We start from the raw sequence: 21,993 nt of genomic DNA, 5'->3' as shown, positions 1-21,993 counted from the left end.
CCCTGATTAACCTTGCCGGGTTAACTGGTCAACCGCATCAACCACATCTTGCACGGTTCTGACTGTTTTGAAGGTTTCCGGCGTGATTTTACGGCCAATTCGTTTTTGCAGATGAACCACCATATCGACAGCATCAATACTGTCGAGCTCCAAATCTTCGTATAACCGTGCGTCGGGGTGAATATCCGCCGCATCAACCTCAAACAGCTTGACTAACAACGCGGACACTTCCTGATAGATTTCTTGCTTATTCATACATCACTCGTGGGGTATATTTATCAGGCACTTCGCGCAGCGCGCTGAGCATTAATGAACGATGCCAGAGAGGCAACCGAGAAAAAATGTTGGCGCATGGTTTCGCTTTCGGCGGAAAGCAGCACGCCATAACGATTTTTCACCGCCAATCCCAGTTCCAACGCATCGATCGAGTCAAGGCCCAGACCGTCGCCAAACAGTGCCGCATCGGCATCGATCTCATCAACACTAATCTCTTCAAGATTTAGCGTATCAATGATCATCTGTTTTATGTCGAGAATTAACGCATCCATAAGATTTTCCGAATCACTCTTTCTGTTCTGGTGTTAAAGCCTGTTGTAAATCACGCGTTAGGCGGCGCGCAGCCAAGGGTAATGCGCCTTCCGACAACGCCAGATAACGCTGGCTGGATAACCGCGACTTTACCCGCACGGTAAAACAGGGTTTGACCGGTGGAATGTGATACCAACGGCTCTGTTTATCCAGCATGCGCTGGCTGCAAGTAATGTGCACAATACGTAATTCACAACCGGCACGAACGGCAATATTCGCGGCTCCGCGCTGTAATTTTAACGCTTCTCCGTAGCGAGTGCGGGTTCCCTCAGGAAAGATCAACAGAGTGTCCCCTTGCGCCAGTCGTCGCTGGCTTTCCGGCAGCAATGTTTCCGCCTCGCTATTAATTAAATAATCCGCCGCGCGAATCACGCCACGAAAAAACAGGTTATGACGCAATTCCGCTTTAACCAGGCAATCCACATCCGGCATCACTGACGCAATCATCACATAATCAATCAGCGATGGATGGTTAGCGACCACCAAACAGCCTCCATCGGCCTGCAATAGCTCTGCGCCCTCAATTCGGTAATCATAAACGCCTACCGCGCGACAAAAGCGCAAGAAACAGCGGAAGCTACCGGCAATACTACGCCGCGCCCACTGACGCCGCCGTAAAGGATCACGCTGCAGCAACAACAGGTTAAACCAAACTACCGATAGCAGCAGGCCGCCGACGCTGAACAGGGTGAAACTGAATGCCGTCATCACCAGGCGCCAGAGTGTATTCAGTCGCGAAGCGCGCTGCAGCGGTAGCGAACGATCAGCCATTTTGCGCCGCCCAACGCCACAGAAAACGATCGCCGCCCACGGTAAAAGCGCGCTGCTGGCTGAGCAGACCATGCAGAAATTGCAGGCTTTGTGGTAGCGATGGTTCCGCCTGATCATTCACCGGCTCTGCCACGCAGGTCATGCCCTGCCCGACACCAAGCAGTAGCGCAACGGCATAAGGCGCGTGAGGGGTATGCGGCGGTAGATAAGGCCGGTAAAAGGCGGGCACTACGCCATCAAAATCCACCAGCAGCACCTGCTGGTAACCGGCATGATGCAGCGCACTGACTTCAACCAGACCTTGCTGAAAAGAGTCAACGCCCGCCGACAGCGAGGTTGAAACCAGCGCGGCCTGCGCAGCGATGGTTAAGCTCCCGACCGCCGCGTTGTGTACCGACATCGCAAAATCCGTCGGCGATGCGCTTTGTTGCTGCGCAATCGCCGTCATCAAACGTAAGCTGCGCTCCAGCTCGCCGTGACGGCTGGTAAAAACAATTGCATCAACCGATTGCCGCATCATCAAGGCCATCCCGCAATCCACGGCAGCGCGACTGCCGCTGGCGAGCCGCCGGGCAGTCATCATCGGCAAGGTGCTGCACTTTTCCAGCGGCCGATCGGCATCCGGCGGCACGGCGGGCTGTTGCGCCCAATGCTGCCATTCAGCCGCCTGCGACAGCCCCGGCGCGCTGGCCTGCCAGTCGATGAGGGTAAAAGCTAATTTCATGCAATCGTTCTTCTTCTGGCGTTTTATCCAAACAGGATGCCGTTGCCCCGGTCAGAATGCGATCGGATTTAACCGCATTTGCGAGAAAGCCCGCAGCAAACAACGCGGCTGACGCGCAATGGTTGTCGGCATGCAGCACGCCGGACTTTAGTCAATTTATCGAATTTCGACGTGAGACGGTGCCGCACTCAACGGCACCCTATAGATTACTTCAGATTTTGCGCGGAGAGACGTAGCTGAATATCCTGGTCGAGGTTATTGATCCAGCGGTTGTAATTGCGGTGAATATCACCGTGCCCCGCCAGCAGATTCTCGCTATTGACATAGGTGATATTGTACTGCGTCGCGCTGTAATCAACACGGATAGTGGCTGAATGTTCACGCTGCGTAAGACGCCCGGTAATTACCCCTGGCGCCGTCGGCGTCATCACCCAATGGCGCGCCAGACCCGCTTCCAGAATCGCTGTTTTAACTTGGTTATCGCTATAGTGCTGTGTAATAGGATGTTTAACATTAAGAACCGGCGCAGTACGGGCGCAACCGGCTAATGCGCTGACAATAACCACCAGCGCAATGACAGATATTTTTTTCATTGTATTCCCTGTGCAATGTTCCCCGGTACAGCCGCAGACTAAACCGTATGTTTGGCACGGATTCCAGCCTGTCGTCCCCCTGGTTTCGGTAATTTGAAGCGCGCGCATAATAGCACTTTACGCTAAGAATTGTGAAGGCTTACCGCCGTAGTCATGGCTGCCAACCTCCGCCCAGCGCCCGGTAAAGATCCACCTGTGCTAGCAGCAAACTGTTTTTAAGCTGTACCACGCTAAGCTGCGTACTGAATAAGGTCCGCTGCGCATCCAGCTCATCAAGATAGGAGGCGTAGCCATTTTGATAACGGTTATGCGCAATACGTAGCGCATCGGTTACGATGGCCTGCTGTTTTTCCAGCTCATCCAGCTGCTGGCGCGTCCTTGAAATTGCATCAATATCGTTGTTCACTTCGCTAAACGCCTGGCGTACTACGCTTTCATAACGATATAGCGCCTGATTCCGCCCGGCCATCGAAACATCAACCTGCGCGGTAAGCGCTTCACGGTTCAGCAAGGGGGCCAACACGCTGCCGCCAACACTCCAAAGCCGGAATGGGTTTTCGGCAAGCTGATGCAAGACCGAGCTTTGCAATGTGCCACTGGCGGTGAGATTGAGCGAGGGCAGTAATTTGGCTTTGGAGGACTGCAACGTCTCATCGGCGGCCAGCAATTCACGCTGCGCCTGGGCAATATCAGGGCGTCGCTGTAGTAATTCCGACGGCAGCACCGTTGGCAATTGCTGCGGCAGAATAGTATCAAAACCGGCGCTGCGCGCAATTTCGCGCGGGTTCATGCCGACTAAAATACTGAGCGCATTTTCCTGGGTGGTGATTTGGTGTTGTAACTGAGGAATTTGCGCTTTCGCCGCCTGATATTCCGATGCCGCCTGTACCCATTCGAGGCGTGAGGTATAGCCAGTTTGGTATTGGCGCTGCGCCAGTTTCAGCGAATTCTCGCGCGAGGCCAGCGTTGCCTCCGTCACACGTAGCTGCTCATCCAACGCGCACAACGAGAGATAGCCGGACGCCACCGAGGTGACCACCGTTAATTCCGCCGCGGAGGCCGCCGCTTGTTGCGCCGCTAACGAGGCTTTGGCCGCATTAATGCTGCTACTGCGCGCGCCCCACAAGTCGACATCATAATTCGCCTGCAACAGCCCCTGATACACCGTATTATCGCCGGGCACGCCGGTGGCGGCAGAAAGCGTACGCGCACGGGTTACCGCAGCGCCGGCATCCAGAGTCGGATAATTATCGCCCTGAGCCGCCCGTAACTGCGCGCGAAATTGATCAACCCGTGAACGGGCAATTAAAATGTCGGTATTATGGCGCAATGACTGCTCAACCAATTGGTTGAGCAAGGGATCGTTAAACGCACGCCACCAACTCGCTTCAACCGGCGAAGATGGGCCGACGTGATTGCGCCACTGGGGTGGGATCAGTAACGAAGAGGGCGCTTTTTCAACGTGGGTGGCACACCCCGTTACGGTGAATGCCAACACGGTCAGCATGTCGCGAAGTCGCAGCCTCATTGCGGCCCCTTATCGTTTTTGGCCGCCGCCGAGGTATCAATATCCACTTCAACCGACATTCCCGGTCGCAAATGTGCCACGTTATCGCCAGTAATTTTGATGCGAACCGGAATACGCTGTGCGATTTTCACGAAGTTACCGGTAGCGTTATCTGGCGAAATGGCGCTGAATTCCGATCCGGCCGCCGGCGAAATATACTCCACTTCCCCGGTAAATTTTTCATTATTTAGCGCGTCAACGGTAAAGGTCACCGGCAGTCCCGGACGGATGTTCGCCATTTGTGTCTCTTTCATATTGGCGATAACCCATTTTTGTTCTGGCACCACCGAGGTCAGACGCGTACCGGCGGTAACGTAGGCCCCTTTACGTACCGAAATCTGCCCAAGCTGCCCCTCATCCGGCGCAATAATACGGGTGTTATCCAAATCTATTTGCGCCAGTTCGAGCGAGGCCAAAGCGTTCGCAACATCGGCCTCCAGCGACCCGCGATTAACCAGCGCGGTTTGTAAGTCCTGCCGTGACACTTCCAGCGTGGCTTTCGCTTGCTGAACTTCCGCGACCGCCTGGCTATTCGTCGCGCGAGAGGCATCTCGTTCGCGTATCGACAACGAACCGTCCGACACCAGATTTTCAACACGTTTCAGATCCAACCCGCTTTTTACCGCCTGCGCTTTGGCATTTTCCAATGCGGCTTGGTTACGAACAATAACCGCTTCCGCACTGCGCTGTTGTTGTTGATTATTGGCCAGCGCCGCCCGCTTCATCGCCAACTGCGCTTTGGCCTGATCGACACGTTGCTTATAGATACGGTCATCAATCGTCATCAGCACATCACCTTTGTGAACCGGCTGGAGATCGACCACGTTCACCGCGGTGATATAACCGCTCACCTGGGGGCTAATAAAGGTGACCTGACCACGAACATAGGCATTTTCAGTGCTCTGAACCGCGCTGGTAAACGGCCAAAGTTGCCACGCATATAAAATCACCAGTACGCCGACAATGACGATGCCGCTACCGAAGGCAATTGACAGGATGCGTAGTTTATTATGTCTTTCACGCTCGGCGGCGTGCATCTCTTCCTGCTGACTCATTGTTTCTCCGTGCGGGTTGCAGAGGTGGCGGAAATCGTTGTGGTCGAAACAGCCTGACGGCGAGCAATAATGCGCAGCCGCGTCAGGCGCCACAGCACCCAAATCAAGGTGCAGAACGCCATACCGGCGGTCAGTAAATAGGTATCGTTATACGCCAACACGTTGGCTTGTAGCGTTGCGGCATTCTGTAGCTGCACCACGCCCTGGGCGCCGCGTAAAACGCTATCGCCCAGTTGGCTGTTGAATAAGGCGGTGTATTGATTGAGCCGCTCGGTTACGTTTGGGTCCAGCAACGAAAGCTGATCGCCCAACAGGCTGGAGTGGTATTTTTCGCGCCAGGTTTGAAAGGTGCCCAGAATAGCCGAGCCAATTAAGCCTCCCAAGTTTTGACTCATCCCGAACAGCACCACAAAGCTGACCAGATTTTTGGGTTGGGTCACCACATTGCCAATGCCGAGTAACATCGCGGGCGCCAGGAAAAAGGTACTGGCAAAACCCAGCAGAAACTGGCTGAACAGCATATTATTGGCACGCGTTACCGGCGATGAGTGGGCATCCATAAATGACGCAATCATCATAACCAACAGGGAAACCACAATCGGCCAACTAAGATGAGTAGGCTTAATGGTTAAGGCGCTGGCGGCGATCCCAACCATGACGCCAGCAATAATCGCCCACGCCAAGCCACGCATTTGGTCGTTTTGCAACCCCAGTTGTTGTAAAAAACCGATCGCCCCGGTGTTCTGTTCTGCCAATACCACTCGCATCATAATCATGACAATACCGAGCCGCACCACCGAGCCGCTACTCAGCCAACGCGTGTTAATCAGCGGATTTTTCCGGTTATGTTCAACCACGATCGCCGCCACAATCAGCACCAGCGCAATCGCCAGGCAGATACCCAGCCACGGCGTACTGAACCACCACTCAATGCGCCCTAACGACAATACGCCGCACACCAACGCCATGCCCGGTGCCAGCAAAATGAAGGTGACAAAATCCATCTTTTCAAACACTTTAATTCGGTCGCCCGGCGGCAGTTTTAGTAACAACACGCACCCTAGCGCGATCATCGCCAGCCCGAGTTCGAACAGATAAAGCCCGCGCCACTCCTGTAATTGCAATAACCCGGTCGAGAACAGGCGCGCCAGTGGGATTGCCAATTGGGAGGCACTAATACCAATCGCCAGCGCCTTCATACGGTGCTTTGCCGGCCACGCCTGGGTTTGGTAATAGATCCCGAGTGAGCTCAGCGCCGCGCCAACCATACCGTGTGCGGTACGCACGATGATGGCTGAACTGAGATCGTTAACAAACAGATGAAAAAAGGCCACCAGCACATACAACAACAAGAATGCTTCGGTAAAAATACGCAGGCCGAATTGTTGGCGAAACTTCACCAGCAACAGGTTAATGGAGATGTTACCCATGACATACACCGCCGGTAGCCAGGCAATCTCATTGGACCATGCGCCGAACGTCCCCTGTAAATTGGTTAGATTAGCGGTAACCAGCGCGTTACTTAAAGCGCCGGTAATGGAGATCAATAGACCAATCAGACCGAAAGCGATGCGCGTCTTCCACGGATGGATCGGTGTCGACGGCGAACCGGGCAGCGTCGGTTTTTCGTGTGGCAGCCACTGATGCGGCGTGTAAGGGTTGCTTTTCGCCACGTTAAACCGTCCCGAGGGTAGCCAATAATTGTTGTAATACGCGTTGCGTGGTCGCCAATTCGTCCGGGTCAATATTCGCCAGCAGCTCAAGCCGCAATGCATCCGCCTCAACTTTCACTTTATTGAACAACGCATTGCCCTGGCTGGTTACATGCAGCAGGCGCTTACGGCGATCCTCTTCTGGCTGGACACGTTCCACTAACTGTTGTTTTACCAATCGATCAATTAGCGGCACCACGCTGGCATCCTCCAAGCCTAAGGTTTGCGCCAGCGCTTTCTGGGTGATGGGCTGGCTTTCGCTGGCAATGGTGGCGACGGCTAGCCAGCCGCTCATGCTTAAACCGCTCTCCTTCAAACGCCGCTCAAGCGCCAACCGCCAAGCATGCGCGGTGAGATGCAATAAACGTGAGAAGTGAGGCCAAGTCGGGTCCAAAATATAGGCACCTAATAATTAGAGTTCTATCTAAATAAGGATATTAATTATACGCAAAGGAAAAAGCCGATGTGAAGGGAGTAATGGAAATATCTTTGTGCAAAAAATTGCATTTGCTTAAGCTTATTTTGCGCTCTCTCGCCTGTGGCGCAGCGGCAAGCCAAGCGCCGGATTAATTAAAACGCTGCGGCTAACTTTTCATTTGCCTCCCCCGCTGGCAGGCTTATTATTATATAAACCAATAATAAGTGATACGGTAGTGGAAAAATGAATCGTTTACCGCTGTTTAGCCCACAACAATTACTGAGTTTTATCGCGGTGTGCGAAACCGCCAGCTTTACCCGCGCCGCCGAACGTGTCTGGTTATCCCAATCCACCGTGAGTCAGCAGGTACGGCGGCTGGAGGAGTTGGTAGGAAAGCCGCTACTTGAACGCTCATCACATCAGGTTCAGCTTACCGAAGAGGGTGAAAAGTTACTAGGCTATGCGCGACGGATCATCGCGCTGAATGGCGAAGCGCATGACGCGCTCAGCGATCGATGGCGTGATGGTGTGGTACGGCTGGGCCTGCCGGAAGATTTCGCCGCGCCAACGACCGGTTTACTGGCCGCATTTAGCCGCCGCCATCCGCACCTGCGGCTGGATGTGACCAGTGGGTTAAGTAATGCGCTGCGCGAGGCGTGGAAACGGGAAGAGTTAGATATTATTTTGTTGAAGCAAGCGCGGGGAGAAAAAGCCAGGGCGGTACGTCAGGAGCCGCTGTTATGGCTGGATAGCGCGGCGCATCCAACTTTTGAGCAAACGCCGGTGCCGCTGGTGCTGTTCCCAATGAATGGGTTGTATCGCGAGGAGTTGTGTCAAACGCTGGATACGCTCGGGCGTCCCTGGCGTATTAGTTATAGCAGTGCGAGTCTGGCGGCACTGGTCGCCGCCAGCGCGGCGGGCCTCGGCATCACGTTGCTGCCAGCCAGTTGCCGCCTGCCTGAACACCGGGTACTGGGCGCGGAACACGGCCTGCCAACCATTGATAATTTTGAACTGGCGCTGTTCTGGCATGATAACGCCACGCCCGCGCAATTAGCGCTGGCGGAGCAATTAAAAACCCATTGTCAGTTGAACTAATGGCTTGGTTAGTGCTTTTCCCACTGGGTGGCAGTGGGAAATATCACAGCGCGGGTTGGGCAGTTCTTTTAAGGTGAAATATTGATACCGCTGACAAAAGGAAACTGAAGTGCAACATCTGCAATCTGCCAGCCGCCGCACCTTCCTCTCGCATTCCGCAAAAATTACCGCCGGTAGCGCGCTGCTCGCTGCCGGTATGGCCTCTGCCGCTCAACACTCTCCCGCTTCCGACGCGTGCAATAACGCGAATCGCATACACCAGATTAGCGTCGATCATTATCGGTTACGCAATGTGCGTCTTGAGGAGGGGTTTGAGCAACAGGATGGCGATATTGTCGCGACCCGCACCGGGCTGTGGCAGTTGGAAATTAAGCAGGGGAAAATCATCTCGATTACCGAGATGAGCCACCAACATAACGATGCGCTACCGGTTTTTGATGCCGAAGGAGGGTTACTGCTGCCCGCCACGCGTGATATGCATATTCACCTTGATAAGACCTTTTACGGTGGTCCCTGGCGTGCGCCGCTGCCGCGTAAAGGAAAAACTATTATGGATATGATTGCGCGCGAGCAGGTATTGATACCGCAACTGCTTCCCACCTCACAGCAGCGCGCCGAAGCGATTATTGGCTTATTACAGTCAAAAGGCACTACCGTGGCGCGCAGCCACTGCAATATCGATCCGGTCAGTGGGTTGAAAAGTCTTGAACATTTACAGCGTGCGTTGGAAAAACATCGGGGAGATTTTAGCTGTGAGATCGTCGCCTTTCCGCAACACGGGCTGCTGCACTCTCAAGTTGAAGGGTTAATGCGTGAAGCGATGCAAATGGGCGTGCAGTATGTTGGCGGGCTCGATCCGACTAACGTCGATGGGGCGATGGAAAAATCGTTGGATAGCATGTTCCAAATTGCGCTTGATAGCCAGCGTGGGGTGGATATCCATCTCCATGAAACCTCGCCTGCTGGCGTTGCGGCGATTAAGTATATGATTAAAACCGTCGCGGAAAACCCGGCGCTGAAAGGCAAGGTAACGCTGAGCCACGGCTTCGCCCTTTCTACGCTGAATGGTAATGAACTGAATAACGTTATTGAAGGTTTGTCGGCACAACAGTTTAGCGTGGCTTCCACAGTGCCAATTGGCGCGCTTTCGATGCCGCTGCCGGCACTCAGTGAAAAAGGCGTATTGGTGATGACCGGCACCGATAGCGTGGTCGATCACTGGTCACCGTTTGGCACCGGCAGTATGTTAGAAAAAGCCAATCTGTATGCTCAGCTCTATCGTCTGTCGGACGAGTTTGGTCTAACGCGCGCGCTGGCTATCGCCACCGGTAATGTTTTGCCGCTGGATGATCACGGCAAACGCCAGTGGCCGGCGGTGAACCAGGAGGCAGAGATGATGCTGGTCGATGCCAGTTGCTCAGCCGAAGCCGTGGCGCGTATTGCCGAGGTTAAAGCGACCTTCCACCGGGGTAAATTAGTTTTTGGTTCTTTACAGCGCGCCTGATTTTTGGCGTGGTCAGGCGGTTAATGACCACGCCGACTAACGGCCTTATCATCAACGCAGGGCTGGTAACTCTGCGCAAGGCTCGGTAACATTCCTGCACCCACCGATTAATAGCGTGGGATATAACCTCATCGACCAAGCCGCAGGCGACACCGCACTGTGGCGGTAAGACAACCAGAGCCTGCAAATTTTATGACCACACTTTCTGAAACGGCGGCGGAGAAGCATGCCGACAGTGCGTTGACGCTCGCCGCGGCGTTACGTTCACCTAAACTCTTTACCCGCGAATGTTTGGCTGGCGTAATCACTGCGCTGGCCCTGATCCCTGAGGTGATTTCGTTCTCCGTGATTGCGGGCGTTGACCCTAAAGTTAGCCTGATCGCCTCAGTGGTGCTGTGCTTAACTATGTCGATATTAGGCGGTCGTCCGGCGATGGTAACCGCCGCCGCCGGTTCTGTTGCGCTGGTCATTGGGCCGATGGTCCATGCCCATGGCGTCGCCTATATTTTACCAGCGGTGGTGCTGGCGGGCCTGATCCAAATTGTGTTCGGCCTCGCCGGGCTGGCACGCATGATGCGTTATATTCCGCGCTCGGTGATGTTGGGTTTCGTTAATGCATTGGGGATCCTGATATTTTTCGCTCAGGTGCCGCACGTGTATGGGCAAAGTGTCACTGTCTGGCTGTTGTTCGCCCTCACCTTAGCCATCGTCCTGCTGGCGCCACGCATCATAAAAGCCCTTCCCTCACCGCTTATCGCCATTGTCGTCGTCACGGCGATCGCGCTTTTTAGCGGCATGCGCGTGCCGAACGTCGGAGATGAAGGCCCAATGCTGGCGGGTCTCCCCGGTCTGACGCAACTGGCGGTTCCACTGGATCTTTCGACCTTAAGTATCGTTTGGCCTACCGCGCTCAGTATTGCGTTTGTCGGGCTGATGGAATCGCTCCTGACTGCCAAACTGGTGGACGATATTACCGATACGCCCTCCGGCAAACGCCGTGAGTGCCAGGCGTTGGGCGTTGCCAATATTTTTGCCGGTTTTTATGGCGGGATTGCCGGTTGCGCCATGATTGGGCAGACCATTGTTAATGTTGAGTTGGGGAAAGCGCGCACGCGTATTTCAACCGTCGCCTCCGGCCTGGTGCTGCTGTTATTGGTGACCGGTTTAAGTCATGTCATGGCGCAGATTCCGATGGTAGCCCTGGCGGGGATTATGATGATTGTGGCGATCAAAACGCTGAATTGGCACAGCCTGCAGCCAGCCACCTTAAAACGTATGCCGCTGTCAGAAACACTGGTGATGGTGGTCACCGTGGCCGCGACCGTCTGGACCGGTAACCTGGCGATTGGCGTGGTTGGCGGCGTGATTTTTGCCGTGTTGCTGTTTGCTCGCCGTATTGCGCATGTGATCCATGCTGAACGTCACCTTAGCGAGGATGGCGAGTCGGTACGTTACGTGGTGCGTGGTCCGTTGTTCTTTGGCAGCAGTAATGACCTGTTTGAACACTTTATGTATGCAAAAGACCCGCAGCGAGTGGTGATTGATTTAACCCATGCGCAAATTTGGGATGCTTCTAGCGTTGCCGCGCTGGACGCGATTGAAAACCGCTATCACCGTTATGATATTCAGGTCACTATTGTCGGGCTCGATCTACGCAGTAGCGACTTCCATCAGCGTCTGAGCGGCAATTTATAACGCCCTTCTGCCGCCCTCACCCGGCGGCAGAGTCTAACAGACCGAGAGTTTTTTCACTTTTAGCAACGAGTTAATCGCCAGCAGCAGCAATATCCCGCCCATCACCAGTAAAAACGCATACCCCATCGCCCGATAAAGCCAGATGCCGACAATGCCGCCCGCCAAAAATGACAGCACGGTTGAGCAGTGCAACATCAGACGTTGAAGATAGATTGGCGCGTCTTTCGGCGACTCTTTACGCCGCACAATATCGAACAACATCGCCAGTTCAATGCCAATATCGGTAGAGGTGCCGGAGACATGCGTCGTTCTAACGCGCGCGTTTGAAATCCGCGTGACCACCGCATTCTGTAGGCCCATTAAAAAGCTCAGGCTCAGAATCAACAACGTACCCGGCGCCGCAAGCGGGAGCGCGACTTCTATCAACCCAAGCGCGACCAACAGCAGCGCTTCAATCAGGATATTAATCGCGTATACCGAACGTAGTTGGCGGCGGCGTCCATGGTTGATCAGCACCGCCGAGAAGGTAGAGCCGAGAATAAACAGGCAAACAATTTCAAAGAAAAACAGCCCGCCGTGTAGATTGACCCGCGCCAAATGGTCAGACAACGAAGAAACATTACCGGTCATATTGGCGGAGAAAAAACCCACCGCCTCAAACGCCGCCGTATTCAGCGCGCCAGCCACAAACGCCAGGCTCGCCGCTAAGCGGCTGTCGGTATTGAAAGTGCGCGCATCATTTTCGCGAATCAACATCACTGAACTCGTAGCAAAAGAAGTTATCGCTATGTTCTACCTAAAAATATCGCGAAACAAGTTATGCCTTTCAAAGGGAGCCGCGATAAGAAAAAAACGGCACTTTTTAGTAACAGGCCGATTTTATTACTAAACTAGAGATTTATTGACGCTTCTTTACGCACAATGCCCGCCAGTATCTGGCAGGAAATGAATTTTATTTTTATTACATTTCAATAAATTACCACTCTGGTTTTTGCCACAGCAACCGATATGTTCGCACCGTGGTATCGGAGCCTCACAGATGGCGTGAGAAAAAAATTCCGGTGCTTCCACGTGATCTCTGTCATTTATTTGCAGTTTTTTTTGATAAATGTCACATGTCGATAAAATTTTGTTAACATCGCAATCAGTCAATTGCCCGATTAAAGAGCAATTGACCAGATCGAATCACCCTGTTTTTTTAGGAGGCAATCTTGGACGCTGCATCTGCAACGCCACGTCGGAGCGCAGGCTCTGTTATTCTGGCGATCGTACTCATTTTATTTGGCCTGGCCATTGGCGCAGGCGGGGCATGGCTAGTCACCCTCGGCGGGAGTTGGTACTACCTGCTGGCCGGTCTTGGCTGTGTAATTTCAGGTGTTTTGTTACTGATGCGGCGCGGCAGCGCGGTGTATTGGTTTGCATTAGTTTTTATTGGCACCCTCATCTGGGCGATTTGGGAATCCGGTTTAGATTACTGGCGCTGGGTGCCGCGTTTCGACGTGATACTGCTGCTGGCGATCGCCTTCGCTTTCTTGCTGCCCTCTATCCGCCCCGGTGTCAGCCGCACCGCAGCGCGGACTTTAGGCTGCCTGCTCTCACTGGTGTTCCTTGTCGCGGTCGGTTTGGCTTTTGTGCCGCATAACGTGACCGAAGCCACTAATGTACCGGAAGCAGGACAAGACAATTTTGTTGCCGATACCGGCGACGGTAAAGCCTCGAAACCGGATAGCGGCGACTGGTATACCTACGGCGGTAGTTTGGCTTCGCAACGTTTTGCCGATACCAAACAAATTACGCCGGATAACGTCAAACAACTGAAGCTCGCCTGGCAATATCGTACCGGTGATATTCCGGATACTCGCTGGGGCGCAGAGAATACGCCGATTAAAGTGGGTGATTCGTTGTTTGTGTGTACGCCACGCAACATGGTGATTGCGCTTGACGCCGCTAGCGGAAAAGAGAAATGGCGTTATGATCCGAAAGTCAGCGATAAATCCATTCCTTATACCGCCGCTTGTCGTGGTCTCACCTATTTTGATGGGCAAACCAATAGCCATATTACCGCGACATCTGGCGCACAACCTGCCGCTGCGTTGCCGACGGGTAATGACGGGAATAATGAGAACTGCGATAAGCGCATTATTCTCGGTACCCTGGATGCTCGCGTGATTGAACTGAACGCGCAAACCGGCAAAGTGTGTAAAGATTTCGGTAACAATGGGACCGTTAACCTTGCCGAAAACATGGGCGAAATCTACGAAGGCTATGTCGCGATCAACTCCGCTCCGGTGGTGGTACGCGATACGCTGGTGGTTGGTCACCAGGTGATTGATGGACAGCGTGCCTTCGGTCCTCCTGGCGTGATTAAGGCTTATGACGTTCGCAGTGGTAAACTGAAATGGGCCTGGGATGCCGCCGCGCCGGATACCGCCGATCCTAAAACCGGGCCGAACGCCTGGAAGCGCGGTTCCCCCGATGTGTGGACCTCGTTTACCGGCGACGATAAGTTAGGCATGATCTATCTGCCGGTTGCTAACGCCTCGGGCGACTATTGGGCCAGCACCCGTACCGCAGCGGAAAATAAGTATGCGGTTAGCCTGACGGCGCTGAATGTAGAAACCGGCTTGCCAGTATGGTCATTCCAGACCGCTCACCACGACGTATGGGATTACGATCAGGGCGCGCAGCCGTCGCTGGTGGATTACCCGGCAAAAGATGGCGGGAAAACCCCGGCGATTGTGGTGCCCACTAAACAGGGCGAAACGTACGTGCTCGATCGTCGTACCGGCAAATCGCTGTTCGGCGTTGAAGAGCGCCCGGTACCGGGCGGCGGTTTGGAGCCTGCTATACGTGCCAAGACTCAGCCCTACTCGCTATTTAACCATCTGAGTAAGCCTGATTTGACACCGCAGGATATGTGGGGTCTGACACCGATTGACCAGTTGGTTTGTCGCATTCAGTTCCAGCAGGCGAGCTATAAAGGCCAATATACGCCACCCACGGCAGACCGGCATTACATTGAGTATCCGGGGTATAACGGAGGTTCCGATTGGGGGAGCATGGCGGTTGATCCGACGCGCGGTATCCTGATTGCTAACTACAACGATATGCCTAACTACAATATTCTGGTTCCACGAGCCAAAGCGGACGCTATGGGCTGGAAACCACGCGATCAAATCGTCTACAACCCGCATGATCATGGTCACGCAGAGGGTGCTGGCGATCCACAGATTGGCGTACCTTATGCCGTGAATGTGAACGCCGGCTGGCGTTTGCCGTTTACCGGTATGTTATGTAAAGAGCCGCCGTATGGTGGTATCCGGGCGATAGATTTACGTAATGGTCACACTCTGTGGGATCGTCCGTTTGGTACCGCTCGTCGTAACGGACCCTTTAATATGCCAACCGGTTTACCGATCAGTATCGGGACACCGAATAATGGCGGTTCTGCGGTGACTTCATCCGGTCTGATTTTCATTGCGGCAGCAACGGATGACCTGTTGCACGCCATTGATATGAAAACCGGTAAAACACTGTGGACGGTTCCGCTTCCGGCTGGCGGGCAGGCAAGCCCGATGATTTATACGCAAAATGGGCGTGAATATGTCGTGATTGTTGCTACCGGGCATCACTTTATGGAAACGCCGAAAGGCGATTATGTGCAGGCATACGCCTTGCCAAATTAAACCTGTTCCTTAGGTTAATTGGATAAACGCGTAACGGAAATATCCGTTACGCGTTTTTTTATGTCAAAAAGCTATACGGCATTGAATCATCCACAAGATATTAACTAACCGTTTATAGCTAATGAATGTTCTTAAGGAAGGAGCACACCACGTGATTGCATAATGTCCGCAATAGTGGCGAAACGTGAAGTTAATGTCTCGTTATCCAGAAACGTATCATAAAAAAGCAGCATGCCAATCGTACCAGCAGTGCCCGATTTATATTGCACGTCAGATTCAGTTGGCGATCCGTTCACATAGAAGGGAGCCGTTCCTTGCACTCGGCTACTCACATTTGCCGTTACCACATTTAATGAGCGGCTAACACGCTCTATTTTAGACGCACTATACCTATGAGCTTGTAATGTCCACGCACCAAGCGACGTAGCAGTTAATGACGAGGTAGGATTACCGCCCGCCACACATGTTACGTTTGTCCCGGTAGCACGATGTGCTATACCATTTCTTGGATCATTAGCTGGCCTCAAATTACCGTAAATATGAGTGTTGATATTTGTTGTTCCAGCGGCCAGACTCCAACAGAAAACAACTGTCATATTCTGTGTATCAGCAAACGGTAGCGTCATAATATGATCTGTATCATTCGTCAAAACAGCGCCCTGCGCTGAGAACGTTCCATTCCAGCTAAAATCGTTGCCGTTACCGGAGAAATCTTTGTGATCGAGCATTGCATATCCGGCTACTAAATCAGGCGTATTGAGCGCAAAGAATGGATCGACTAATGGAAGGTCAGGATTAGAAAAATCCGCATCAAGTAAAATCCGCATTTAATTTATCTCCGTAATTTTTAATACGCCCAACTGTGCCACGGACATATCGCTGGCATCAAAAATAAGCGTTACCTGAGTATTACTGTCAGACACAACAAATTCCCGGTAAAAATATCCAAAGCCATCAGAGGCTGTTTTCCAGCGCTTAATCCCGGCAAGGTACTCCGTACCAGCCGGATCATTACCTGCAATCGCGTAAAAATTATTCGATTGCCCATTGTCCGTCTTCCAGCGGAAGCCAAAGCCGTAACGTCCGCCAGATTTTACGTCAAGCGTAATATGACTTTTACCACCTACTAACCGCCAAATATTACCTTTTACAGCAGGGTCAGAAGTAAAGGTTGATGTTCCGGCAATATCGGTAATCCAGTCGGGAGCATTATTGAGAAATAAAGGATCGGTTACGTAATTATTACTACTTAATGGATCTGTGTGATTTACAGCCATCCTCGCAGTAACAGGCTTAACCCAGACACGCATAGCATCAACCAAACGCTGTCCCATTAGTTTGGCCCCTACTCCAGTCGGGTGGCTGGCATCATAATTTAAGCTGGAATACCACTCACCGCTAAGTGGATCCGTAGTTGCTTCATGCATATCAACAAATGGCAAATGATAATGATCGGCGTATGCACGAATAAATTCATTTACCTGATACCGTAAACTATCCTGCTCCGGGCTATTGCCACTTTGCGCGGACATTGAACAGCATACTGGCACAATCCCGGCTTGGCGTAATCTGCGATAAATTGCCGTAAGATCGCTGGTTGTTTTATCGTAGTTTATATTCTGGACAATATTATTACGCCCAGCCAATACAACACAGAAAGCGGGACTCGCGGCAATGGCCCGAGGGACATGCGTCACCAGAATTTGATCGGCTCGGTAACCTCCGGTTGCTGATATACCCGCGACCTTAATTACGCCATCACTCAGTGCTTCACTCCATTGGGGCCATCCCTGGTCACATACACACGGTTTTTCGTTACGGTTAATATCGTTATATGCACCGCTGGTGGTCTCAGTAAAAGCAGTAATACTGTCACCGATGAAAAAGAAATCATTATTTAATAAGCCGGCACGATTATGTAGTGGCTGGCCGAGATAAATTTTAGTCCCATCCAGTCTCGTCCCGAAGATTACGTTACCGCTTTTATCTTCTTCGGTTGTTAACCAGTTGCCAAACGGTTTAATGATTTGGCTAACGCCAATATTTACCCGATCCGTTTTTAATGCAGATAATACGGCCATGTTGGCATTTAATTGCTCAGCATCAACACTCGACGTTTGTAGGCCGCCGGGTGTTTTTGCCTTTCCATCATCTGCGATTGCGAAGGCCAAAAATCCTTTTTTATCAACGAACTCGATCGGATTAGTGCTTTTTATCTGTGTCTGCAATCCTTGGGTACGTTGTTCAATTCCAACGGCTATGGCTTTTGTTGCTTCCACCAAGGCAGTACCAGCGATGCGCGACGTTTCACGCCCTGTACCCTTATCGTTAATGTATGTCACCACCGCAGAATCAGCACCAACGCCTTGGGCAACAGAAAAACTCTGACCATTTTGGGTTTTAGTCAGTCCGGTTGCAATATCAGGCATTATTCCTGCCGATACGACTGCGATATTCGCAGCATCGCGGGCATTAACAGCTTCATCTCGTGCCATCTTCGTATCAGTTAGCGACGATTGCGCTAAGGTCGACGATACATGAGCTTCAACAGCGGCCGAGCTGGCTTCAACCGCATGTTTTTCAGCTAAAGTTGCTGCCTGGCTGGATAACACGGCATCCTTAGCCGCTTGCAATGCAGCGTTCCCGGTAGTTTCAACCTCAAGAGAAACTTCGCTGGCAAACTTCTTTACGCTCCCATGAATTTTCCGGATGTCATTATAAACAATCGGATCGGCCAGGACATTTTCACCATAAAGTAAATAATCATTTAGCGAGCCTGATGGGCTACCGGTATCTAGGATAAAACTCCCTAATTTCTCATGTTTACCTTGTGGGTAAACGACTTCTACAGTATAGGCTCCCGGGAGAAGAGAAAAAGCATAACTCCCGTCACTAGCGGTCACCTGGCGCACGCTAACTTGACGAAAAGTATCCTGAGTATTTATTTGACTAAAAATAATAATCTTGACGTCAGGTAAAGGTACATCAAAGGGATCACGATAGATCCCCGAAATAAGAGTTTTCTCGGCCATTATTAACCTCTGAAACGAAGAGTACAGACTATCTGGTTGATTAAAATAAAGAGGTTATTAAGCTGTTCTGTACCAGCCCATTAGTTTTATCAAAGCGTTGGTTACATTTAGCGCTGCACCATTACCAACGGAAGATGTTGTGCCGGAAAAACTATGAGTGTGAGAACCAATTGCAACGTTGTGTGTATGTGAACCAATCACAACGGTATGAGCATGATTTCCAGCTGCGGCAGTAGCCTTATTCGCTGTCCAGAAACCTGTAGAACCGCCAGACACATGATTCTGGTTTTGATCTTGCGTTAGGACATTGCCTGGAATAGTATGCGTATGATTACCCGTAGTATTGGTAGTTTTAGTACCATAATCAAAAGCAGTCGTCGCTTTGGTAGCATAATCAAATGCACTCGTACTTCCAGAAACAGTGTGCGTATGTGCAGGTAAATTCCCAGCAGCAAGTGTAACTGTATCAGCTCCGGATGCTGTCATAACATCACTACCAGACTTCGCGCCAATACGAATAGATTTCTGCTCAGGTAAATATTGCCACGTAGTGCCAGGGAAAAGGGTATTTGGGTTTTTATTTTGAGCGAAAAAAGCAACAATCCCTACTGGATAGAGTGCATTTACCATCAGGGCAGAGAGCTTATCCAAGGTTAGGCTTTTATCATCGCCATCAGAATTCACCAACATTAAATCACTTGCTTTGGGTGTTGCAAGTGCAGGTAAATCTGTCAAAAAAGTGACCTCAAAATTACTCATATCAGACATTATTTATTCTCCAAGTCAGATAGCCGAACAAAAATTTCATTAAGCAAAAAATTAAGGTATTGGGCTGGTAATGGATCACCTAACTGTACACTTCCGTCAGGCATTTTAATCGGCGGCTTGAAGCCATTTTTTATAATTTCTTGTGGTATCTCAGCTTTATTAGTTTGCAAGTCAGAATATTGCACATCATTTTCTGCAAAAGAGTTAATTGTCATAAGTACCTACCAGATATGTAACGTTATTATCAGTAGATGCGATCGGCTTATATTTATTTAATCCAATAGCTTTACCGTCTGCACCAAGCACTTTACCACCCACTCCTAATAAGAGTGGTGTAATGTTCATTCCAACCAGATTGGATAAGCCCAACCCTCTCTCAGTCGTTACGCCCAGAAGATTCGAACTACTAACACCCAATGCGTAATTTGTATTTACGCCGAGGATTTGTTTATAACGTTCAATGCCAGCCAGGAAAAAAGATGTAGTTCCACGAGAAAAAGTTACATTAACAGAGACCCCTGCTGCAGAAGCAGCATCTACTAATGAATCTATTTTAAATGGAATTTCAACATCGTCATAAACATGCAAATTAAATGAGGAATATAACCTTTCTGTGATCACCATATCCTGAGAATTGGTTAGCACACCAGTATTATAATATACGTCGTAAGGTGTACCACTGGTTGATAATCGCCTTCTTGTTATTAATATTTCATTTCTGTAATCATCATCCATAAGTCCATTACGAGTGAGATTTACATATTCGCCAAACCTATCGAGTTCGATTCCTGTTGCGTTATATATACTTTCTGTTTCATAAATATATTTTGATAGCACCTCAATATTATTATGAAGTACACCTATAGAATCAAAGAGTAGCGGGACTTGATTATGTTGCTGAAGATAATCAGTTGGCCGCTTCCTAATTACCACTCCAAAATCTTGCATTATCCAGTCAGACACCTGTCACCTCTATATTTTCATCAGAAACAGTGGCATAAACTGAAGCAGGAATAGAAATATTGTTTTCAGAGAAATCATCTCCATCACTACTTACCGTAATATTTAACTTGCCGAGACCGGTTGTTATAGTATAGATATACCCATATAAACGCTGAGCGATAACATCATCACCCAGTCCTAAAGTATTAAAATAATTTTTAACACCTTCCTTAATCAGAGATACTACTGGTTGAGAAAGTTCTTCTTCATCATCTAATAAAGTAACAATAATTTTGATGTAAATAGATTGATTAACTGGACGAGAAAAACTCACTAAGTGTGATCTTCCCTGAGTATCCCTAATAGTGATCGAGGTAGAGCCAGAGGTTTCTATGCCTGCAGCTTTATATTTCCATATAGCATCCGCAACCTGCTGCTCCAATCCGCCATCAACAATACATTGTATTGATTTTGGTGGCATATCATCAACAAAATCCATGGTGTCATTTTCCAGAACAACAACCAGAGTAACACCGGGTACTTCATCAATAATTCTGGCACTTATGGCTGATTCGGTAGCTGCGCCATTATTCGCACTACGGGAGTTCGTTAGCCTTCTACGATAATCGGTATCACTTTCTCGATCTGAGCCGGTTGAACCGGCTACAAAGTTATTAATACCAACCCAACCGGATATTGCGCTAATTGGGATAGAAAGGCCCCCTACCGGAACTGAAACACTGCCTTTTACCGTTGAAGTAAATAGCGCTGGTGAACCAATTTTAATCCATGTCATACCCGATGTGAGCGAAACAGGATAGCCTTGTATTTTACTTTTACTGGTTAAATATACCGATGAGCCATAATTCCTGGCATCAAATTGCTCAGTACTATTGATCAAACCAGCCAGACGCTCAGCAATATCTGCGGTAGTATCTCCATCTGTTTTTACATAGGTGATATCTACACCATTGATACGAATTGTAAAAGAGTCTACTGCAACACTATCAATGCGAAATTGTCCATCAACTAAATCAGCGCGGCTTATAACCGTATCCACATCCAGTTTGAACTGATAGTTATCGAAAGATGCAATGGAACCAGCGGGAACTGCCGTCGATTCGTTACCGTAAATAACTGCATTTACTTTCGTAGCCGTCTGGCCAATTCGTGACAACCCAAACCATGAACCAATCGCATCAAGCGCCATTCCCTCTGCAGAGGAAAGGAATCGAGAATTCCATAAGTATTCTAATGCTTCGAAGTGTATAGCATTAGCCTCTGCTTCAATGCCAATCCATTGTCCGGTTGTACTGTCGGCCTCCCGGTTAACCGGACCGACGACGCTCTCCATTGCATCACCAATCTGCTGAATACATTCGACCAGCGTTGGCTTCTCAAGTCCCTTATCTGTGATATATGTGTTTGCCACGCTTTTCTCCAGACGTAAAAACCCACCACGTAGCAGGTTTGTAAGGTTTATATCGATTATGGAAATGATACGATACCGAAATCTGTTTTTGCTTCAAATTCTACCGAAAGTTTTCTATTAGCACGATCTAAACTCCATCGGAAATTACTGATATCATTGATTCCTTCTACCGCACGAATTTCTGTTTTAATAACACTGATAGCACCATTTATTGTTAATCTTTTTCCAAGAATAGATTGAAAATAAGGCGTACCAAATTCGCTATCAAGAAACCACTCACCTCGAAAAATAGACAATCTAAATTCAAGTTGTTGTCTGATGCGTTCTGCCCCATCGACGTATTGGAGCAAACCATTTTCAAAGACAACCTGCCCCTGTTTTAATTTAAAATCGAGCATATGCCTCCAT

General features: G+C 50.3%; 21 protein-coding genes. 4 read left to right on the top strand and 17 right to left on the bottom strand.

Annotated features, from left to right (window positions below; all coding sequences use genetic code 11):
* Nucleotides 1-6: 6 nt before the first annotated feature.
* The 9 genes from PMPD1_RS08980 to PMPD1_RS08940 all read right to left on the bottom strand — a co-directional run bounded on the left by PMPD1_RS08980 (nt 7) and on the right by PMPD1_RS08940 (nt 7,404).
* Nucleotides 7-255, bottom strand: coding sequence for an acyl carrier protein (locus PMPD1_RS08980; protein WP_173633712.1), 249 nt, complete (start codon nt 253-255; stop codon nt 7-9).
* A gap of 23 nt (nt 256-278) precedes the next feature.
* Nucleotides 279-548 carry a phosphopantetheine-binding protein gene (locus tag PMPD1_RS08975; RefSeq protein WP_173633711.1) on the bottom strand — a complete coding sequence of 90 codons (270 nt, stop codon included), beginning with the start codon at nt 546-548 and terminating at the stop codon, nt 279-281.
* 13 nt (nt 549-561) lie between these two features.
* Complete coding sequence (locus PMPD1_RS08970; protein ID WP_173633710.1) at nt 562-1,359, bottom strand: lysophospholipid acyltransferase family protein; 798 nt, start codon at nt 1,357-1,359, stop codon at nt 562-564.
* The gene (locus PMPD1_RS08965) at nt 1,352-2,083 is read right to left on the bottom strand and encodes a beta-ketoacyl synthase chain length factor (RefSeq protein ID WP_173633709.1); all 732 of its coding nucleotides are present in this window, start codon (nt 2,081-2,083) and stop codon (nt 1,352-1,354) included. The genes PMPD1_RS08970 and PMPD1_RS08965 overlap by 8 nt, the downstream gene beginning before the upstream one ends.
* 206 nt (nt 2,084-2,289) lie before the next feature.
* Entirely contained in the window at nt 2,290-2,676 is a 387-nt protein-coding gene (locus PMPD1_RS08960; RefSeq protein ID WP_173633708.1) for a hypothetical protein, read from the bottom strand.
* Nucleotides 2,677-2,827: 151 nt separating this feature from the next.
* A complete protein-coding gene (locus PMPD1_RS08955) occupies nt 2,828-4,204 on the bottom strand; it encodes an efflux transporter outer membrane subunit (protein ID WP_173633707.1) in 1,377 nt (458 codons plus the stop codon).
* The gene (locus PMPD1_RS08950; RefSeq protein WP_173633706.1) at nt 4,201-5,298 is read right to left on the bottom strand and encodes an HlyD family secretion protein; all 1,098 of its coding nucleotides are present in this window, start codon (nt 5,296-5,298) and stop codon (nt 4,201-4,203) included. Before PMPD1_RS08950 ends, PMPD1_RS08955 begins: the two co-directional genes overlap by 4 nt.
* Nucleotides 5,295-6,971, bottom strand: coding sequence for an MFS transporter (locus PMPD1_RS08945; RefSeq protein WP_173633705.1), 1,677 nt, complete (start codon nt 6,969-6,971; stop codon nt 5,295-5,297). Before PMPD1_RS08945 ends, PMPD1_RS08950 begins: the two co-directional genes overlap by 4 nt.
* 1 nt (nt 6,972) lies before the next feature.
* A complete protein-coding gene (locus tag PMPD1_RS08940; protein WP_354292829.1) occupies nt 6,973-7,404 on the bottom strand; it encodes a MarR family winged helix-turn-helix transcriptional regulator in 432 nt (143 codons plus the stop codon).
* Between the two features lie 267 nt (nt 7,405-7,671).
* Between PMPD1_RS08940 and PMPD1_RS08935 the strand changes: the two genes are divergently transcribed.
* From PMPD1_RS08935 to PMPD1_RS08925, 3 genes are all read left to right on the top strand, one after another.
* Nucleotides 7,672-8,526 (top strand): LysR substrate-binding domain-containing protein, encoded by an 855-nt coding sequence (locus PMPD1_RS08935; protein ID WP_173633703.1) that lies wholly within the window; start codon nt 7,672-7,674, stop codon nt 8,524-8,526.
* A 109-nt stretch (nt 8,527-8,635) separates the two neighbouring features.
* A complete protein-coding gene (locus PMPD1_RS08930; RefSeq protein WP_354292827.1) occupies nt 8,636-10,030 on the top strand; it encodes an amidohydrolase family protein in 1,395 nt (464 codons plus the stop codon).
* A gap of 192 nt (nt 10,031-10,222) precedes the next feature.
* Nucleotides 10,223-11,725 carry a SulP family inorganic anion transporter gene (locus tag PMPD1_RS08925; RefSeq protein WP_173633702.1) on the top strand — a complete coding sequence of 501 codons (1,503 nt, stop codon included), beginning with the start codon at nt 10,223-10,225 and terminating at the stop codon, nt 11,723-11,725.
* Between the two features lie 33 nt (nt 11,726-11,758).
* Here the strand turns inward: PMPD1_RS08925 and PMPD1_RS08920 are convergent, their stop codons facing one another.
* The gene (locus PMPD1_RS08920) at nt 11,759-12,481 is read right to left on the bottom strand and encodes a YoaK family protein (RefSeq protein WP_173633701.1); all 723 of its coding nucleotides are present in this window, start codon (nt 12,479-12,481) and stop codon (nt 11,759-11,761) included.
* A gap of 455 nt (nt 12,482-12,936) precedes the next feature.
* Here PMPD1_RS08920 and PMPD1_RS08915 point away from each other — a divergent pair, with 455 nt between their 5' ends.
* The gene (locus PMPD1_RS08915) at nt 12,937-15,411 is read left to right on the top strand and encodes a membrane-bound PQQ-dependent dehydrogenase, glucose/quinate/shikimate family (RefSeq protein ID WP_354292825.1); all 2,475 of its coding nucleotides are present in this window, start codon (nt 12,937-12,939) and stop codon (nt 15,409-15,411) included.
* Nucleotides 15,412-15,542: 131 nt separating this feature from the next.
* On the opposite strand, the gene PMPD1_RS08910 is transcribed toward PMPD1_RS08915, so the two are convergent.
* The 7 genes from PMPD1_RS08910 to PMPD1_RS08880 are packed head-to-tail and all read right to left on the bottom strand — an operon-like array spanning nt 15,543 to nt 21,983.
* Nucleotides 15,543-16,238, bottom strand: a complete 696-nt coding sequence (locus tag PMPD1_RS08910) for a hypothetical protein (protein WP_173633700.1) — start codon at nt 16,236-16,238, stop codon at nt 15,543-15,545.
* On the bottom strand, nt 16,239-18,443 hold the full coding sequence (locus PMPD1_RS08905; RefSeq protein ID WP_173633699.1) for a GDSL-type esterase/lipase family protein: 2,205 nt from the start codon (nt 18,441-18,443) through the stop codon (nt 16,239-16,241). It abuts the gene before it with no gap.
* Nucleotides 18,444-18,500: 57 nt separating this feature from the next.
* Nucleotides 18,501-19,211, bottom strand: a complete 711-nt coding sequence (locus tag PMPD1_RS08900; RefSeq protein WP_173633698.1) for a phage baseplate protein — start codon at nt 19,209-19,211, stop codon at nt 18,501-18,503.
* The gene (locus tag PMPD1_RS08895) at nt 19,211-19,426 is read right to left on the bottom strand and encodes a phosphoglycolate phosphatase (protein ID WP_173633697.1); all 216 of its coding nucleotides are present in this window, start codon (nt 19,424-19,426) and stop codon (nt 19,211-19,213) included. The genes PMPD1_RS08900 and PMPD1_RS08895 overlap by 1 nt, the downstream gene beginning before the upstream one ends.
* The gene (locus PMPD1_RS08890; protein WP_173633696.1) at nt 19,416-20,159 is read right to left on the bottom strand and encodes a hypothetical protein; all 744 of its coding nucleotides are present in this window, start codon (nt 20,157-20,159) and stop codon (nt 19,416-19,418) included. The genes PMPD1_RS08895 and PMPD1_RS08890 overlap by 11 nt, the downstream gene beginning before the upstream one ends.
* A gap of 7 nt (nt 20,160-20,166) precedes the next feature.
* A complete protein-coding gene (locus tag PMPD1_RS08885; RefSeq protein WP_354292823.1) occupies nt 20,167-21,585 on the bottom strand; it encodes a baseplate J/gp47 family protein in 1,419 nt (472 codons plus the stop codon).
* A gap of 56 nt (nt 21,586-21,641) precedes the next feature.
* Nucleotides 21,642-21,983 carry a DUF2634 domain-containing protein gene (locus tag PMPD1_RS08880; RefSeq protein WP_173633695.1) on the bottom strand — a complete coding sequence of 114 codons (342 nt, stop codon included), beginning with the start codon at nt 21,981-21,983 and terminating at the stop codon, nt 21,642-21,644.
* Nucleotides 21,984-21,993: the final 10 nt, after the last annotated feature.

It is taken from the genome of Paramixta manurensis (assembly GCF_013285385.1).
Classification (GTDB): Bacteria; Pseudomonadota; Gammaproteobacteria; order Enterobacterales; family Enterobacteriaceae; genus Paramixta; species Paramixta manurensis.
Note: the sequence above shows the minus strand (reverse complement) of the source record. Positions and strands in the feature narration are given on the sequence as shown.

Coding starts and splice junctions, on each gene's coding strand:
- PMPD1_RS08980 (WP_173633712.1), bottom strand. CDS start 255: ATGAATAAGCAAGAAATCTATCAGGAAGTGTCCGCGTTGTTAGTCAAG.
- PMPD1_RS08975 (WP_173633711.1), bottom strand. CDS start 548: ATGGATGCGTTAATTCTCGACATAAAACAGATGATCATTGATACGCTA.
- PMPD1_RS08970 (WP_173633710.1), bottom strand. CDS start 1,359: ATGGCTGATCGTTCGCTACCGCTGCAGCGCGCTTCGCGACTGAATACA.
- PMPD1_RS08965 (WP_173633709.1), bottom strand. CDS start 2,083: ATGAAATTAGCTTTTACCCTCATCGACTGGCAGGCCAGCGCGCCGGGG.
- PMPD1_RS08960 (WP_173633708.1), bottom strand. CDS start 2,676: ATGAAAAAAATATCTGTCATTGCGCTGGTGGTTATTGTCAGCGCATTA.
- PMPD1_RS08955 (WP_173633707.1), bottom strand. CDS start 4,204: ATGAGGCTGCGACTTCGCGACATGCTGACCGTGTTGGCATTCACCGTA.
- PMPD1_RS08950 (WP_173633706.1), bottom strand. CDS start 5,298: ATGAGTCAGCAGGAAGAGATGCACGCCGCCGAGCGTGAAAGACATAAT.
- PMPD1_RS08935 (WP_173633703.1), top strand. CDS start 7,672: ATGAATCGTTTACCGCTGTTTAGCCCACAACAATTACTGAGTTTTATC.
- PMPD1_RS08925 (WP_173633702.1), top strand. CDS start 10,223: ATGACCACACTTTCTGAAACGGCGGCGGAGAAGCATGCCGACAGTGCG.
- PMPD1_RS08920 (WP_173633701.1), bottom strand. CDS start 12,481: ATGTTGATTCGCGAAAATGATGCGCGCACTTTCAATACCGACAGCCGC.
- PMPD1_RS08910 (WP_173633700.1), bottom strand. CDS start 16,238: ATGCGGATTTTACTTGATGCGGATTTTTCTAATCCTGACCTTCCATTA.
- PMPD1_RS08905 (WP_173633699.1), bottom strand. CDS start 18,443: ATGGCCGAGAAAACTCTTATTTCGGGGATCTATCGTGATCCCTTTGAT.
- PMPD1_RS08900 (WP_173633698.1), bottom strand. CDS start 19,211: ATGTCTGATATGAGTAATTTTGAGGTCACTTTTTTGACAGATTTACCT.
- PMPD1_RS08895 (WP_173633697.1), bottom strand. CDS start 19,426: ATGACAATTAACTCTTTTGCAGAAAATGATGTGCAATATTCTGACTTG.
- PMPD1_RS08890 (WP_173633696.1), bottom strand. CDS start 20,159: ATGCAAGATTTTGGAGTGGTAATTAGGAAGCGGCCAACTGATTATCTT.
- PMPD1_RS08880 (WP_173633695.1), bottom strand. CDS start 21,983: ATGCTCGATTTTAAATTAAAACAGGGGCAGGTTGTCTTTGAAAATGGT.